A 17,866-nucleotide genomic window follows, 5' to 3' on the forward strand; every position below is an offset into this window, starting at 1 on the left:
ATTATGGAAATGATATCATCACAGACTGACTGGCAGTCAATACACACAACGCTGCAACATTTGAATTTGATCGGGGTAACTTTTACGCCGGATTTTATTATCCGGGCGATTAGTCCCTATGCTATACAAAAAACCGGCTGGCTTGAATCGGACTTAATCGGGGAAAGTATTTTTGATAAACTGGTACCGAAGGACGAAGAGGATGAGATCAGCCAGATGCTTGAAGAGGGTATTCAGGGAAAACGAAAACTCGAACAACGCGAAGTCCCGTTTCTGGCGCAGAAGGGAACGCTGCGTACTTTTTCGATCAACTCTGTATTGATCCAGCATGAGGATGATAAAGTTTTGTATATCACTTTGGTTGGTGATGATATTACCAGAAAGCGGCGGATGGAATCTTCCATCACAAAATCCAATGCGCAGCTTCAGGATCTGGTGGACAATACCAGTGATTTAATTCAGCTGGTGGCCATTGACGGTAAATTCATATTTGTTAATAAAGCATGGCGGGAAGTTTTGGGTTACCGGCTCGATGAAACGGCTTCCATGCGTATGCAGGATATTCTTCATCCGCAATACAAAGACGCGGCCATTGCGCAGCTGGATCTGATCCGTGAGGGAAAAGCCAATGCCAATTTTGAAACGGTTTTTTTGAGCAAGGAAGGAAAAAAGGTTTTTGTCGGAGGGAGTGTCAATTGTCGGTATGATAACGGAAAACCAACTGCTTTCCGCTGTATTTTAAACGATTATACCGAAAAGATAAGAGCAGAAAAAGCGCAAAGCCTTTATTATAGTATTGCCAACTGGACAGTAAACACCCAGAATCTGGACGATTTTTATCATACCATACATCAGGAACTTGGAAAGATCATTGACGTTCAGAATTTCTTCATCGCGCTTTATGATCAAAGCAAAAGTTATCTGTACTTTCCCTATTATGTTGATCAGTATTTCAAAGGAAATGTACGTTTTACAAGACGTAGACTTGGAAATGGCGTTACAGAATATGCAATCGCATCAAATAAACCGCTTTTTCTATCTGATACAGATATTGAAAATCTGGCGAAAACAAATAGTCTTCACCTGTATGGTGTTACGCCAAAATTGCTTTTATGCGTACCGCTTCGTATCGGCGACAGAGTTACCGGCATTATCGGTGTCAAATCCTATGATGACCAGAATATGTTTGATGCCCGTGATCTGGAATTGCTGGAATTTATTTCAGGTCAGGTTGCGCTGGCGATTGCACGTAAGCAAAGTGAAGAGGAATTAAGCAAATACGCAGCTCGTTTAAATGCGATTTTTGACAGCAGTTCACATTTGATCTGGTCTGTTAATAAGAGTTTACAGCTCACATCTTTCAACCTTAATTATGCAAATCTCATTGAAGGCCAGGTTGGTGTAAGGCCGTCGCTGAGTATCAATGCAGAAAAATTCGGCTGGCGGATAGTTGGTCAGAAAAACAGAAGAGCGCTTGAAACCAAATACCGTCAGGCACTTCGGGGAGAACCTCAGTATTTTGAATTTAAAATTGATCGCACCAATGGCGGCGAAATGTGGCTGGAATTTTATCTGAATCCGATCCAGTATTCAAACGGCGTTATTGAAGAAGTTTCAGGTATAGCACGTGATATTACCAGACGAAAAGAGGCGGAATTGTCCCTTCGTCATAGTGAAGAATTGTTCCGTGGAATTTTTGAAAACTTGCAGGATATTTATTGCCGTATCGACCGCCAGGGACGTATTTCGATGATCAGCCAGTCTGTTTTCAAAAGAATGGGTTACACGCCAGACGAGGTGATCGGGCATGAAATCACTGAATTCTTTAAAGATCGGAAGAAAATCCACTCGGCTTTGATCAGGCTTCGGAAAACAAAAAGTCTGCGAAATTTTGAGATCAGTATCAACCGGAAAGACGGTACAGAACGCCAGTTTATGGTGAATATGCTGATGTTTACGAATGATAAAGGTAAGGCGATTGAAGTGGCAGTTCTGGCCAGAGATATTACAGAATTGAAACGCAATGAGCTTGAATTATTAAAGGCAAAGGAACACGCAGAGCATTCGTTAAAAGTAAAAGAAGGCTTCCTGGCTAACATGAGCCATGAAATCCGGACACCGATGAATGGTGTCATTGGTATGATCGATTTGCTTGGCGAATCCCACCTTAATCCTGAACAGCGGGATTATGTGATGACAATCAAACGTTCGTCCGAAACGCTGCTGGATATTTTGAATGATATTCTCGATTTGTCAAAAATCGAAGCAGGCAAAATGGTATTGCATGAAACGCCGATTGCCTTGGAAGAACTGATGGTGAAACTGGTTTCACTATTCGGGCAAACGGCAAAAAATAAAGGAGATGAATTGACCTATCATATCGCAGCAGATCTGCCTCAATTCATCATTGCAGACCAGACCAGACTTTTGCAAATTCTGTCGAATCTTACTTCCAATGCCATTAAATTCACCGAAAAAGGAGAGGTTAAAATTTTGCTTTCTTTGGTGAAAAATGAAGGTAAAATTTATAAAATTAAAGTTGAAGTTCAGGATTCGGGAATTGGTATCAGCGCGATTGACAAGCAGATTTTGTTTACCTCTTTCACACAATTAGACAATTCTTCCCGGAAATCTTTTGGCGGAACCGGTCTTGGATTAGCCATTTCCAAACAGCTTTGCGAGTTGATGAATGGAGAAATCGGGGTAGAATCTACGGTAGGTGAGGGCAGCACTTTCTGGTTTACTTTTGAAACAAAAAGTACCTCCATCGCGCAGGTAAGCTCAGGCGCGCAAATGGAGGAAGTACCAATTGAAAATGTTTTTTCAGAATTTCATCCTGTGATTTTGTTGGTTGATGATAACGCCGTGAACCGTAAAGTAGCGAATGAAATTTTGAAAAAATCTGGTTGTATGGTCGATCTGGCGGAAAGTGGTTTTCAGGCGATTGAAAAGGTTGAAAGTAAACTGACGCTTTCCGGTGAAAATTATGACATCATTTTCATGGACATCCAAATGCCGGATATGGACGGTGTTGAAACTACCCAGGAATTGAAAAAACGTTTTCCAAAACTGACTGCCCCGATCGTTGCCATGACGGCCTATTCGATGAAAGAAGACCGCGACCGGTTTATGAGTCAGGGAATGGATGATTATATTGCCAAACCAATTCGTGCGCAACATTTGATATGGAAAGTAAAGGAATTGCTGGGTAATGTGGAGGGCCGGAAACTGGAATCAAAACAAAAAGCAATAGCGCAGGAAGTTTCTTTGCCGATTTTGGATAAGGAAATTATAGATCAGTTAAAGGCAATTGGAGGGGCGGATCTGGTTTTTTCTGTTTTTGAAGATTTTGTGATGGAATCTGATGAGCTGGTTGAAGGCGCGGTAACGGCTTTTGCAACTGACGATATTCCAACGGTAAAAAGTAATTTGCATACATTAAAAGGAAGTGCCGGAACGGTTGGCGTTTCCCAGGTTGCAGAAATAGCGAAAGATGCTGAATGGCGGTTGAAATCTGACGATACCAGTACGCTGGCAGAAGCGTTACCGCAATTGCAAAAAGCCTATCGCAGATTTTTGGATAGCTATGAAGCTTTACTAAAAGACTGGCTGAAATAAAATTTAAAGCATTTTGTATACATTCCTGGTTCTGAGTTGAAAGTACAGGCTCGCTGTTACTTTACTTCCGGATTTCAGGAATGTTTATTTTTATATCAGGTATTTTTCACGCACAAGATTGCAGTGATGAATGGTATGACCAACCGTCATCCATCCTAGACTTCTGGCCGTGTAATTATCTGACTGATTCGGGAATTTGAAGTCCAGCATCTCATTTGTCATATGACTAAAAAGCGTAATGCTGGCATTACGTACGCTCACAAGTTCGTCACAAATATCCTTTAAAGTCCTGCCGGCGGCATTAAAATCATTACTATATGACTGGCCCCTCGGAACTTCAAGAAATACATCTGACTGTCGGGAATATGAAAACGCCTTATATGCGTAGTAGCGTTCATCGTCGGCAAGATGTATAAAAACCTGCCGGATTGTCCATTTATCTTCGGCATAACTGAATTCCTCTGCTTCGTATGGTATCGAGTTGATCAGTGTCATGAGCTCTTTTTTATTTTCCTCCAAAGCATCAATTAAATCATCTCCGTTTACCAGATTAATAAAGTAGGGATACCAGGGAGGCATATCTGCTAAATTTGGACGGTGAATTTTGATCATTTGGAATAAACAGATTTACTGGTGAGAGGTGTTATGGTTTGGATCTCGCTTAGTATGAAATTATAAAAAAATGATTCAAATATCGTATTTGATAATAATTTAATTCACTTGATGTAAAGTTGCCATATTATTCCGTCGATAAAATCGACCCGATCATCGGTTGATTTCACCATTTAGTAGATTGCTTCTGGTTTGTCGTGCCGGGCGTTAAACTATTTAACTTTATGCAGCTCTAACCTTCCGAAACCTTTACTAGAAATCATGAAAACATTATTTTCGTCCGTATTACTGATACTATGTATGGCATTGCCAGGCTTTGTTCAGGCACAAACTGCTCAAATTACTGGTACTGTACTTGATAGTACGAGCCGCTCTCCGGTTGTTGGAGCCTATGTGGCAGTTACCCGAAATACGCCGGATGCCAAACCGGAATACGTGACAACGGATGTGAATGGAAAATTTCTGATATCCGGACTTAATAAAGAATCCTATCGTGTGAAGATATCTTATCTGAGTTATAAAGATTCTGAAAAAATCGTAAAAATTACGGATGATGTTCAAAATACCGGAACATTTTTACTCTCAGAAGCCGTATCGAATTTGAAAGAAGTAAAAGTTGTTGGTCAGGTTGCGGCTTCCGAACAGAAAGGAGATACCACGCAATTTAACGCCGCCGCTTACAAAACAAATCCGGATGCAACTACGGAAGATTTAATTCAAAAAATGCCGGGCATTACGGTCACAAACGGAACAGTTACTGCCTATGGCGAAACGGTTAATAAAGTATTGGTTGATGGAAAACCATTTTTTGGAGACGATGCCGCACTTACACTAAAATCATTACCAGCAGAAATTGTTGATAAAATTGAAGTTTTTGATAAACTGAGCGATCAGTCTGCATTTACAGGTTTTGATGATGGCACCGGCCAGAAAACAATCAATATCGTTACCAAAGCAAACCGCAGAGTTGGGCAGTTTGGAAAAGTTTATGCTGGTTATGGTACAGATGATCGCTATCAGGCTGGTGGAAATATGAGTTTTTTCAACAAAAACCAACGGATCTCTGTCATTGGTCTTACCAACAATATTAACGTGCAAAACTTTTCTAACCAGGATCTGCTTGGAGTTTCCGGAAGTAGTGGAGGAGGCGGTGGCGGAAGAGGAGGAGCCGGAGGTGCAGGCGGTGCTTCCAGTAACTTTCTGGTGGGAAACCAGAGTGGCTTAACGGGTACAAATTCTTTCGGATTAAATTACGCCAACAAATTTGGTAATAAGGTAGATGTTACTGGCAGCTATTTCTTTAACAGAACGAGCAATAATAATTTCCAGAATACAAATCAGGACTATTACGGTAAACAGCTTTACAAAGAATCAAACAGTTCGGGTTCGACAAACATCAACCACCGTTTAAATTTCAGAGTGGAGTATACAATTGACAAGAAGAATATGTTGATTCTTACGCCGAGATTAAGTTTTCAAAACAATCAATCCGGTACCGTAAAAGATGGATTTACTTCATTGAGTAATGGCTCGGCGGTCAATAGTACAGCGACAGACCAATCAAATAAAAATCACGGATATAATTTCACGAATGACCTTTTGTTCCGCCATTCTTTTGATAAAAAAGGTAGAACGCTTTCGTTTAATTTCAATACACAAATTAACGACAAGAGCGGGAATGGTCAGTTATATTCTAAAAACCAGTACTTTACCAATCTGGAAATGCCTGGTGATACGATTGATCAGAAGAATTATACGTCATCAAATGCAGTTAGTTTGGGTGGAAACTTTGTTTATACAGAACCGATCAGCAGCACCGGACAGTTACAGTTCAATTATGGTTTGACAGTAAGTAACAGCAATTCGGATAAGGAAACTTACAATAACGTTTTGCCGGACGGAAGTTCTTACACACAGCTTGATTCTCTTTTATCAAACAGTTTCGATAACCGGTATACGACAAACCGTGCAGGAATTGGATACCGTTACAGAAAAAATAACTGGTCAGGAAATGTTGGGATTGACTTTCAGAACACCGGATTGTATAGTCAGCAATTGTCGCCGATCAATGAAAAGGTTGATCATACTTTCACCAATTTTCTGCCAAATTTAATGCTTACCTACCGGTCAAAATCCGGAACGCAATTCCGTACATTTTTTCGGAGCTCAACCAATCAGCCATCGATTTCTCAGCTGCAAAATGTAGTGGATAATAGTAATCCGCTTTCATTAACGGCGGGTAATCCAAATCTGAAACAGGAATATCGCAACACTTTGAATATGCGTTATTCGATTGCCGGAGCAAACCGTCCTTACAATTTGAATGCGATGATTTTTGTAACACAGACTAATAATGCCATTGTTAATTCCACTTTCATTGCACAGCAACCTACTACTTTGCCAAGCGGAATTGTTTTGGAACAAGGAGCAAAACTTACCGCGCCAATAAATATGGATGGAAGCTGGAATGCAAGGACTTTGATTGCTTATGGAAAACCGATTTCAAAAATAAAATTAAACGTTAACCTGACTTCGGGCTTTAATTACGTGCGGGCTCCGGGTATGATCAACAATGTTTCCAATTTCTCAAATACCTATGCATACAGTCAGGGATTAGTTTTGAGCAGCAATATCAGTGAGAAACTGGATTTTACAGCTTCTTATTCAGGTAATTACAATGTGGTTCGTAACTCGATCCAGCCGACGTTGAATAATAACTATTTTACATCTAGTATTACAGGCCGGGTCAACTGGATTTTTGGAAAAGGATTTCTTTTACAAAGCGATATTAACAACCAGTCATACCGCGGTTTAGGTGCGGGTTATAACCAGAACTTTACTCTATGGAATGCCAGTTTTGGTAAAAAATTCCTGAAAAATAATGCAGGAGAGTTGAAATTGACGGTTTTTGATATATTGAAACAAAACAACAGTATTGCCCGTAACGTAACGGAAACATACGTACAAGATGTTACAAGCCGGGTTTTGACACAATATGCGATGCTGACTTTCACTTATACATTAAGAAATTTTGGTAAAGCGCCAGTCAATAATAATTCAGAAAGACGTCGTGAGTTTGACGGAATGGGTGGCGGATTTCCAGGAGGCGGTGGCGGAAGACCAGGCGCTGGCGGACCAGGAAGTTTTTGATAAGCCAGGTATTTGCAACCCAACATACAGACAATCTGAGGCGTTTGTAATATGATGAACATAACTTGTCATCGTATTACAAACGCCTCAGATTGTTTATAACTGCGTAAAACACTTACATCAAATGATTACTTTCAGGCCTAAGCCACTTGCGCTGAATCTTTTTTGACAATTTATATATGTTTTAATACAAGCGTACCTTTTTATAAAGATCAATAATATTACTGACTTTCATTTTTTCAAAGATCCTGGTTTTATACGTACTCACGGTCGTAAGTTTCAGGTTAAGTTCGAGCGCAATTTCTTTAATCCACTTGCCTTCCAGCAATAAGTCAAGCACTTCCATTTCACGTGGAGATAGGGTAGCAGGTTCAGTGGATGTCCGCCCGGCTGTCTTGTTGAAGAAGCTTTCTGCGACTTGCTGCTGCACCCGCTCAGTCATATATGTTTTACCGCTTAAAACTTGTTTAATGGCAAAGTCAACCTGATCCATGGGAGAATTCTTTGATAAAAAACCATTTGCTCCGGCACTTAGAAAGCTAAATGCATGTTTGTCTTCATCGTGACCTGTATAGACAAGTATCTTAACTTCGGGCTGTAAAGCTTTGAGCCTGCCAACCATGGCATAGGATTCTCCACCGGGAATTTCCATATCCAGAATAATGAGCTCTGTAAGAAAACCCGAATTAATGATATCAATCCCCTGTAAAAAAGTACTTGCCAATTTAATATTCGAATCTGGAAAATGGTCTTCTACAATAGTTGCCAATGAATAGGCTACTATTTCATGATCTTCAATGATTAAGACTGCTGGCATAGGAGAACTAAGACGGTCATATAATTATGCGGCAAGATAAGGCTATTGGCTTCATTTTCATAGTAAGAGATTGGAGAAATGGAGGTTTATCTTGTAGTAATACTTTTATGAAAAACTGAGATATTGTTAGTAACATTCCTAGTGATAGGATGAATAAGGACTACACGTTCGGTAAAACAAATGCCGTAGTTTTGTCATATTCCGATGTTATATGAAATGTCTATTCAACCTATATTATGACATAACTTTACTTCTCATTTACTACCACAGTTAATTTAAAGCATTATTTTCAAACGATGTTTTAATCCAAACGTATAATCTCAGGGTTATCAATAATCCTTTGCAGCATATGCTTCTTTATGATCAGCGAGGTTGATATAGAAAATGATCCGATACCAGTTTATGATCATGATACGGTTACCCTCTCATTTCTTCACACTATTAATTTATTCATTTTAGTTCTCTCTATTTATTAATTTATCCCAAATGAAAGCAAAACAACTACTATCAAAAACGCTTTGTTCAACGGCGTTTGCAGGCTTATTGTTTGCATCATCTACCGTTTTGGCTCAGGTAAAAATCGGGAGCAGCCCGACGGTTATTGCAAACAATGCAAACCTGAATGTGCAGTCTACAAATGGAAACAGAACTGTTGTATTAAAAGATAACGGTTTTTTTGGTATTGGCACTGTAACGCCTACAAACCTATTGACCCTTGGACCTGGTGTTGGTGCAAATGCTACTGCTGTTGCCGGTAAAAAGCTGGCCGTGTTCCAGACACCTGCCGGAGATGACTTTTATGGATTGGGTATTAATCCGGGTGTTTTGCAATTTCATGCTGCATCCCTGGCCGATGAAGCTCCGGCTATGGTGCTGACGGGAGCTGGCAAGCTGGGTGTAGGTACCACTGCACCTATTTCCAGATTTCACGTAAATGAGACCAATGATCCTGTTTTCGGTTCGACAATTGCTGCGTTTGGGCGCCCTGATAACAAATTGTTCTTTTTAGAAATTTCTGCAACGCTTGGAGCCTATAATGGCCTGGTAAAGCAGGGTGATGCGCATCTTATTTTCTCTCCTGACGGCGATCCGTATACCAATATGGCAGATGCAGGCCTTGTCATTGCACCTTGGGCGGCGGGCGGAACATCCGGTCTGAAAATTATGGAAAGCGGTTTTGTTGGCGTTATGACATCCTCTCCGACAGCGGCTTTATCTGTGAATGGAGATGCGAATAAGCCTGGCGGAGGAAGCTGGTCAGTTTTTTCTGATATACGATCAAAAGAAAATGTACATAATTACAACAAGGGTTTAAATGAATTAATGAAGATCCGTCCTGTTACTTTTAATTATAAAAAAGAAATGAACTGGGGCACAAAAGATTATGTAGGTATCATTGCTCAGGAAGTGCAGGCAGTTTTGCCAGGAATGGTGAAAGAAATTAAAGTGGGAGAAATCAAAGACTTTAAAGAAGTTGATCCTAATGAGTTTACTTATCTTCTTATTAATTCGGTAAAAGAATTAAAGGCTCAGGTTGATGCGCTGAAATCGGAAAATATCGCCCTTAAAGCACAGACGGCAAAACTTGATGTTCTTGAATCAAAATTAGCTGTTATTGAAGCTAAACTAGGGGCGGCTGATTTGAAAACTCCTGCTCTTTTAGGAAAGTAGTAAAATTATCTGCTATTCATTTCGATTGAAACGAAAAATAGTCAGGTATTTTCTTACTTAAACTCACAACGGTTATGATCAGATTATATAAATATATTTTACCAGTAAAAGCCTGTGCATACGTCTTTATAGTGTCGGCTTTTGCGTCGGCTACTTATGCTCAGCAAGGTAGCTTCGGCAACACGACGATTTACGGTGGCGCAGAGATGACCTTATACGGAAATCACAACTTCGTTACCGGAGGCAATGGAACTCAGCCTGGAATTGTCGGTACAGTACGAACTGCTCCTTTTGGCGTACTCAATTTTGCTTCTTCTGCTTCAAGCCACGTAGGTGCCAATGACGCCAATCATGTAGATGGATATGTCCGAAAGGAAGGATCGGGGTCATTCATTTTTCCTACCGGAGACAATGGGCATTATGGCCCTTTTGCAGCAGTAGCTGACGGTACAACGGGCGCTTATTTTTTTGCCAATGCCGGGACCGCCGTTACGTCAAATCTGGCTGGTGGTAATTACGCAGCCTTACCTGCCGGTGCGCCATTTAATACGGCTACCAAAGCGGCTGATCTTACAACGGTTAGTAATGTGGAATATTGGGACATTGACGGAGCCACCCCAACCGCCATCACACTAACATGGAGTGCCTCAGGTGCAATTAGCACTTTGACAGGCAGCAATCTGAGTAAATTGACGATCGCAGGCTGGAATGGCACGCAGTGGGTCCGGATTCCTTCGGCTGTCGATGTTACATCAACGCTGGGTGGTGCAAGCGATCTCACGGCTGGTTCAATTACCAGTACTTCTAGCTTTGCTCCTGATACATATACCGCTTACACTTTCGCGGCAATGGCAGATTCTCACGTTCCGTTTGGTTGTACAACCTACGCCTACGTGGTTAGTCAGGGCACCGGTGCTTCTGACCCAAATGTCCTGTCACAAGTTGACTTGATAACAGGCGTTACCACCGTGCTATCATCCTCGTATACAGCACCAAGTATTACTAATATCAATGCCATTGGCTACAATACAAAAGATGGTTATCTGTGGGGATCAGTTGCTGGTCCAACCGACAATGTTATTCGGATAGGAGCGGATCTGGTTCCGACAATCTATCAAATCGTTGGTTTACCAACGGATGTACGACTTAACTCCGGTACTTTTGATCTGAATGGAGTTCTTTACATGAAGGTGGGAGGTAGTACGGCAGCCAGTCAAACTATTTATAAAGTTGATTTAAACCCTTCTTCGGCTACCTATCTTACTTTGCTTGGAACAATAACGCTGTCACCTGCGGTACCAGCTTTTGCTGACATGGCATTTAATTCCATAGATGGTATGTTTTATGCGATCTCAAATGCAACCCGTACTTTGTACCGGATCAATCCTGCCACGGGAGCTTCAACAGCGGTGGGGGTGGTAACAGCCGATGCTACGTTTAACACAGGTGCTACATTGGGATCTACTTTTATTGATGTAAAGGGAAATTTGTACGAAACTGAAAGTAATAGCGGTCGTATTTATAAAGTAAGTACCGTTCAAAGTTTGAGTGCTGCCAGTACAGCAACGTTTTTCTCCCAAGGACAGCCAGCAGGCTCAACCGATGGGGCTATGTGTCCACTTGTAAATTTGGGTCCCGGCATATCGATATCAGGTACAGTTTGGAACGATGCTGATGGCAACGTGGCACAAAATGGTTTAGAAAACGGCACTAATGCTGGAAGTCCTCTTTATGTCAACTTGGTTGATGCGACTGGCACCGTGGTTGCTACGGCAACAGTAGGAGCCGATGGCAGCTATACCATAACAGCTCCGACTAATACGGCTGGGCTGAAGTTAGTACTGACTAGTACTCCAACATCCAATACTCCGGGTAACTTGCCTAACGGATGGGTAAATACGGGTGAAACAGTCGGTAGCGGAAACCCGGCCACACAATCTGCTACGTTGGGTGTCATCGAGCTAACCACAGGTACAAGTTCTGTAACTGGTTCTGGTTTTGGCATTGAGCAGCTTCCGACAGCTGGGAGTGGTATAGCCACAGCCAGTAACGCGGGTGGTACTAGTCTGGTGACTGTTCCATCGAATGCCTTCACAAACACTAACCCTAGTACTGATGTTGGCCCGGGAAATGTAACGTCCATCCGCATTACGGCTTTTCCGAGTAATGTCACAAGCCTGACAGTTGACGGGATAGTTTACACTTCCCTGCCAGCAGGTGGCATTCTGGTGCCTACTGACGGTAATGGTGCACCGACAGTCCCGGTTCTGGTAGATCCAACAATCGACGGCACTCCGGTCGGCTTTACTTTTGTTGCCATTGATAACGCAGGTAAGGAATCCGCTAATAGCGGTACTGCTGCAATAACGACAACGACTCCGCCGGCTGCTTCAAACGACAATGGAACCACGACGCCTGGTGTTGCAGTTCTGATACCAACACTCGATAATGACACCCAGGGCTCAGCCTCGAAAGATCCAACTTCGGTACTTTTAATTGACCCCGCTGATGGTTTGAAAAAGACGTCAGTTACGATTCCAGGTGAAGGAACCTACACGGTAAATTCTACGACGGGAGTTGTTACATTTACACCGGAAGCAACATTTAACAATGCTAAATCCACCATTACGTATACTTACAAAGATATCAATGGTAATGAGTCAAATGTGGCTACAATCACTGTCAATATGGGACCTCTTCCAGTAACACTGGTTTCGTTTACTGCTGCCAAAGAAGGGGAGACAGCGCTTTTAAGCTGGTCAACTACGATGGAAACCAACAGTGAGAGGTTTGATATTGAACATAGTTTGTCTGGGAAAAACTGGGAAATAATTGGCTCAGTAGCATCACAAGGTGAAAGTGCCCAAAAGGTAAATTATACCTTTACGCATGCCACCCTTTCAATAGGTGAAAATCTATACCGTCTTAAAATGGTAGATCGGGACGGAACCTTCGCTTACAGCAGGATACAGGGCGTTAAATCTGATTCAAACGTTGAGCCAATTTCTTATCCAAATCCGGTCAGTGAACGTCTAATGATTAATAACTACGGGCTTGTTAAGGACATAACATTATACAGCAGTACTGGACAGATGGTCATCCATAGCAATGCGTTGACAGCGCAAGGCATTGATCTTACCAAATTGGAAGCAGGGTTGTATATGGTTAAGCTTAACTTAACGGATGGAAGACTAATTACGCAGAAAATTGTTGTGATAAAATAATAAAGCAATTAAAACGAAAGAAGCAGACTGCCGTCAGGCAGTCTGCTTCTTTCGTTTTATTAATATCTTAAAAAGCTTTCACAAGAAAGTTTTAAGAAGCTGAAACCTCTATCGTTTTGTAGGAAAAGGAATCACAAGCTCTTCACCACGGCTCGCCAGATCTTTCGTTTTTCCATTGGCCTTCATGATGGCTTCTTTGCTCACATCATATTTACCCGAAACAACTTTTAAAATATCACCAGGTCCAACGGTATGCACTGCTTTGACACGGATCTTGATTTTATCACCCGACTTTAATTCAGTTAGTAAAGGGTTTAAGGACTTCAGCGTTTCTGTTGTAAGATTATACTTACCAGCCAAAGATGAAAAAGTCTCTCCGCCTTTTACTGTGCGTGTAATTTCCCGACCACCAATTCTTGATGCTACAACTTTGGCATCTTCCGTTTTCTTTGGCTCCTCTTTTTTCTCTTTTTCTTTTTCCTTTGGTTTTTCTTTATCCTTTTCCTCAGGTTTTTCCTTTATTACCGGGTCTTCGGATTCAGGTTCTTCTGCGGCGGGTTCCTCAGTTGCTATCTTCTCTTCAGGAGCTTCCTTAACCGTCGATATCAATTCTTCTGAATTTGTAGAATCATCAGAAACATATTCATAACCAACATAAAGCATTGCCAAAACCAACAAAACCAACACGAACAAAGTAATAATCGGAAGGTTTGATTTTTCTGCGGGACGTATGTTTCGTTTTTTTGGGCTTTCGTCTTCCATAGCTTAATGATGATTCAATTTACTGTTGACTTTACTTTGATACGAAAATAATAAACCAACGTTACATTACAACTGCATTTTTAATTCCTCGTTCATCGCAGAAACTTTGTCTTTTAATCCTTCCTTAAAGATATCCAGCCTGTTAGCAACGGCGATGTCGCTCGCTCCGATAATTTGTGCGGCCAGAATTCCAGCATTTCTCGCACCATTCAGAGCAACCGTAGCAACCGGAACGCCCGAAGGCATCTGCAAAATTGACAAAACAGAATCCCAGCCATCAATAGAATTACTTGACAAAACCGGAACCCCAATAACGGGCAACGAAGTCAGCGACGCGACCATTCCCGGCAAATGTGCAGCTCCGCCCGCGCCTGCAATAATGACCTGCAATCCACGCTTGCGGGCACTGGAAGCATATTCAAGCATTCTTTCCGGCGTGCGGTGTGCAGATACGATTTCCATTTCAAACGTTATTCCAAGTTCGTTTAGTGCATCTGCCGCTTCCTGCATCACCTTGCGGTCAGACAGGCTTCCCATGATTATTCCTACCATTTGTATTTATGTTTTGTCAATTACGCATTCGAAAAAATAGTAATTGTTGTTTTTTATTTTGAGCTACTGATTACTCTGATATTCTTTTTTACAAAATCAACCTTGGCGCGCAATGAAGTCAAGTCATGATCCATAATGGTAATGTGGCCCATTTTCCGGAAAGGTTTTGTAATCGCTTTCCAGTATAAAAACGGAAAAACCTGATCCGTTGCCAGAAGTTTTTCCATGCCTTCATACACCGCAGGACCTTCATAACCATCTTCTCCCAACAGATTCACCATGGCAGAAGGTGCATAGGTTTCTGTACTTCCCAAAGGTAAATCCAGTATTGCCCGCCAGTGTTGTTCATATTGTGAAGTTGCATTTGCCTGAATGGTATGGTGCCCGCTGTTATGCGGCCGAGGGGCTACTTCATTAATAAGTACCTCGCCGTCAGCTGTCAGAAATAATTCCACAGCTAATAAGCCCACAATTCCAAAAGATTCCGCCGTCTTTTTAGCAATTTCCTGCGCTTTCTGATCCGTTTCAATACTGATTTCAGCAGGTGCGAAAAGATACTCCACAAGATTCAGTTCGGGATGAAAAACCATTTCGACCGTAGGGAAACATTTGATTTCTCCTGATGGATTTCTGGCGACGATGACTGCCAGTTCTTTTTCAAAGGGAACTGCTTTTTCCAGTAATCCGGGCTGATCAAAAGCCTTTTCAATATCTGCTTCGGACGTAACACGTTGAACGCCGCGACCATCATAACCGTCGCGGCCAAGTTTATGAAATGCGGGAAGGAAATCTATAAAATTGCGGACATCTTCCCGGTTTTCGGTAAGGATAAATTCTGCTGTGGGAAGTCCTTTTTCAAGGTAAAACTGTTTCTGAATTCTTTTGTCCTGGATTTTCCTGATTACCGAAGGTTGCGGATAAATCCTCTTTCCTTCTTTTTCCAGCGCTTCCAGCGCTTCAACATTAACCTTTTCTATTTCAATGGTGATGACGTCAAGATCTTTACCAAACTGGTAAACCGTATCATAATCCTGCAAAGAACCTTGTGTGAATTTTGGGGCGATTTTGCGGCAGGGCGCTTCTGCGTCGGGATCTAAAATGTGAATATCAAGGTTCCAGTCTATGGCAGCCTGCAAAAGCATAAGTCCCAGTTGACCACCACCAAGAATACCTATTCGGGATGAAAGCATTTAGTAGTTCGATTGTATTTGTGCAAAATTGGTGGAAAAACTGCGAACTTAAAACTGTTTACACCAATAATCGTTATTGGATTAGCTACTTGGCCTGTTATAAATCATTTCATAAACCTGATTAAGCCTATTTCGACTAGCAAAAAGAATAATGCGGCGTATAAAAAGTATTTCCAGAGACTTGTTCCAAAGTTTTGCTGCTGAAATTCTTTGGCAAAGGCATCGTCATCAATTTTATCAAAAACCTGAACATTTTTCTGCCCGGAAAATATATTCCGAAGTTCAGCCGGTGAATAATAATCAAGCCTCGATTCTGCACTGCTATGATTTAAGGCAATCAATTGCTCTGTTTTATTATCCCTGATCAATTCAAAATAACCAGCATCCAAACCATTTCCAAGCTGGTCGCCCTGAGGAATTTCAAGTAAAAGCTGGCTGCCAACAATCTTCTGCGATGGAATTAATTCAGTTTTATTTCGTCTCAGTTTATAAACCGTGTTTTGGTTGTCGTTGGTAACCGTTAGCGCGATTGGATTCTCATCAAAGGTAAAAGCTGTCCGTTGCGCTCTGACGCTTAATGCCGCCATTTTATACATAATCGGGACAAAAATCGCATGTTGGGCCATCGATCCAAATTCAGGGTTTAAGGGAGCTGCAAACAGATAGATTTTCCCTTTTCCGCCGGAAATCTGGTTTAAATAAGGTTGTCCGCTGCGTAGAGACAAAAGTGATTGTCCGGCGTTGGTCCAGTTCCATGTGGGTGAAGCAGAAGGCAAATTCAAATTTATTTCCTGACGGATTGATTCCTCAAAAACATCACTGAAAAACGGATTATTACGGTCAGGCGCTGCTATTGCAACCAATTCTCGGGAAGTATTCTTTTCACTATTCAAACCATTGACACCAAAACTTTGAAGCAACGAAACATAACTTGTCGCATTGGGCTGCGAAGGAGGAATAACCGTAAGACTTCCACCTTTTCGCACAAAATCCTGAATTTCCTGCGCCAAAGTACCACCAGGTTGTTCAACACCTTCCAGCACAACCATATCTGAATTTTTGATCAAACCAGGATCTACATTTTGTGAGGAATAACTTTGAAGCGCGAACAAACTATCGTTGGCATAAACATTATCAATGTAATTACCCTCATTTCTTTGTCCATATATATGCAAAATACGGATCAGCGGTGACGCATTTAAAACAAAATAATAATCGTTGTCAAAAGTTACCGGAAAGTCATCGAACGTAATTCTTCCTTTTTTGTAACCTTTTCCTTTAAGATTGAAATTGAATCTGGCAATGGCGCTTCCATTGGCCGGAACATTTACTGATGCTGTCGAAGACTGTGTATTATCAAGACTCAACTTCAAAACAATCTTTTTGGCTTCTTCACTACCGGAATTACTTACTTTGACAAAAAGGATATTGTTCTGCAATTCGCGTATAAACGGCGTATTGAGCCAAACTGAATCAACAAAAACATTTTTCTCCGCAACAGCCTGTACAGGCACAAGAAAGAGACGATTGATCGTATCGGTTTTCAATTTTGATAAATCACCGGCGGTACTTTTTTGAAAATCAGAAAACCAGAAAAACTGGTTTTTAGCTGCACTCTGATGTTTTGTAACCAGATTTTCCTGACGTTTATAAACCTGCTCCAAGGTCCGCGGCGTATGCGAAAGTCCGATTGTCGTAAACCGGTCACGGATTTTATCGGCCGGATAAAGGCCTTGTTCCTGCGAAGAAAAATCGTTTGTTACAAGTTGTAACGAAGAGGAATTTTTAAATAATCCCAATAAATCATTCAGTCTTGTAGTAGCAATATCAAGATAACGCTTGTTGTTCGCTTCATTTTGCATGCTGAATGAATTGTCAAGATATAAACTTGTTATTCCTTTTCTGTCAACAGAAGCATCATTTTTGCCAGGCAAAAATGGTTGTGCAAATGCCAGTACCAGACAAATGATCGCCAGTGTGCGGGCCGCCAGAATCAGCCAGTGTTTTATTTTACGGATGGATCGCGTCTGCGTTTCTACCGCTTTCAAAAAAGCTACATTGGTAAAATAAACACGTTTGGTACGGCGGAAATTAAATATATGAATGGCTATCGGAACCGATATCGCCAGTAAACCCCACAAGAATGACGGAAAAAGAAAACTCATTTATGATTGAATGTTAATTTAGCAGTCGGCTTTCGGCAATCGGCTGTCAGTTTTTGGGCTCTTAGGAATTCAATATCTTAAAGAACGTAAATTTTTCAAATATCG

10 protein-coding genes are annotated in these 17,866 nt (G+C 41.4%); 4 read left to right on the forward strand and 6 right to left on the reverse strand.

The annotated features are described in order from the left end of the window. The first annotated feature begins 3 nt into the window (after window positions 1–3). The gene (locus LXL81_RS03020; protein WP_234645223.1) at window positions 4–3,618 is read left to right on the forward strand and encodes a PAS domain S-box protein; all 3,615 of its coding nucleotides are present in this window, start codon (window positions 4–6) and stop codon (window positions 3,616–3,618) included. Between the two features lie 90 nt (window positions 3,619–3,708). Here the strand turns inward: LXL81_RS03020 and LXL81_RS03025 are convergent, their stop codons facing one another. Further along, entirely contained in the window at window positions 3,709–4,230 is a 522-nt protein-coding gene (locus LXL81_RS03025; protein ID WP_234645224.1) for a DinB family protein, read from the reverse strand. Window positions 4,231–4,491: 261 nt separating this feature from the next. Here LXL81_RS03025 and LXL81_RS03030 point away from each other — a divergent pair, with 261 nt between their 5' ends. Continuing rightward, on the forward strand, window positions 4,492–7,380 hold the full coding sequence (locus tag LXL81_RS03030) for an outer membrane beta-barrel protein (RefSeq protein ID WP_234645225.1): 2,889 nt from the start codon (window positions 4,492–4,494) through the stop codon (window positions 7,378–7,380). 184 nt (window positions 7,381–7,564) lie between these two features. On the opposite strand, the gene LXL81_RS03035 is transcribed toward LXL81_RS03030, so the two are convergent. Next, window positions 7,565–8,197, reverse strand: coding sequence for a response regulator transcription factor (locus tag LXL81_RS03035; RefSeq protein WP_234645226.1), 633 nt, complete (start codon window positions 8,195–8,197; stop codon window positions 7,565–7,567). Window positions 8,198–8,683: 486 nt separating this feature from the next. On the opposite strand from LXL81_RS03035, the gene LXL81_RS03040 reads away from it, so the two are divergent. Then, a complete protein-coding gene (locus LXL81_RS03040) occupies window positions 8,684–9,868 on the forward strand; it encodes a tail fiber domain-containing protein (protein ID WP_234645227.1) in 1,185 nt (394 codons plus the stop codon). Window positions 9,869–9,942: 74 nt separating this feature from the next. Continuing rightward, the gene (locus LXL81_RS03045; RefSeq protein WP_234645228.1) at window positions 9,943–13,092 is read left to right on the forward strand and encodes a DUF6923 family protein; all 3,150 of its coding nucleotides are present in this window, start codon (window positions 9,943–9,945) and stop codon (window positions 13,090–13,092) included. A 108-nt stretch (window positions 13,093–13,200) separates the two neighbouring features. Here the strand turns inward: LXL81_RS03045 and LXL81_RS03050 are convergent, their stop codons facing one another. The 4 genes from LXL81_RS03050 to LXL81_RS03065 all read right to left on the reverse strand — a co-directional run bounded on the left by LXL81_RS03050 (window position 13,201) and on the right by LXL81_RS03065 (window position 17,761). Then, a complete protein-coding gene (locus LXL81_RS03050; RefSeq protein ID WP_234645229.1) occupies window positions 13,201–13,854 on the reverse strand; it encodes a LysM peptidoglycan-binding domain-containing protein in 654 nt (217 codons plus the stop codon). A gap of 66 nt (window positions 13,855–13,920) precedes the next feature. After that, window positions 13,921–14,406, reverse strand: a complete 486-nt coding sequence (purE, locus tag LXL81_RS03055; RefSeq protein ID WP_234645230.1) for a 5-(carboxyamino)imidazole ribonucleotide mutase — start codon at window positions 14,404–14,406, stop codon at window positions 13,921–13,923. Between the two features lie 53 nt (window positions 14,407–14,459). Further along, window positions 14,460–15,596 carry a 5-(carboxyamino)imidazole ribonucleotide synthase gene (locus LXL81_RS03060; protein ID WP_234645231.1) on the reverse strand — a complete coding sequence of 379 codons (1,137 nt, stop codon included), beginning with the start codon at window positions 15,594–15,596 and terminating at the stop codon, window positions 14,460–14,462. Between the two features lie 104 nt (window positions 15,597–15,700). Next, entirely contained in the window at window positions 15,701–17,761 is a 2,061-nt protein-coding gene (locus LXL81_RS03065) for a BatA domain-containing protein (protein ID WP_234645232.1), read from the reverse strand. Between the last annotated feature and the right edge of the window lie 105 nt (window positions 17,762–17,866).

Origin of the sequence: Dyadobacter sp. CY356 (genome assembly GCF_021440195.1) — a bacterium.
Classification (GTDB): Bacteria; Bacteroidota; Bacteroidia; order Cytophagales; family Spirosomataceae; genus Dyadobacter.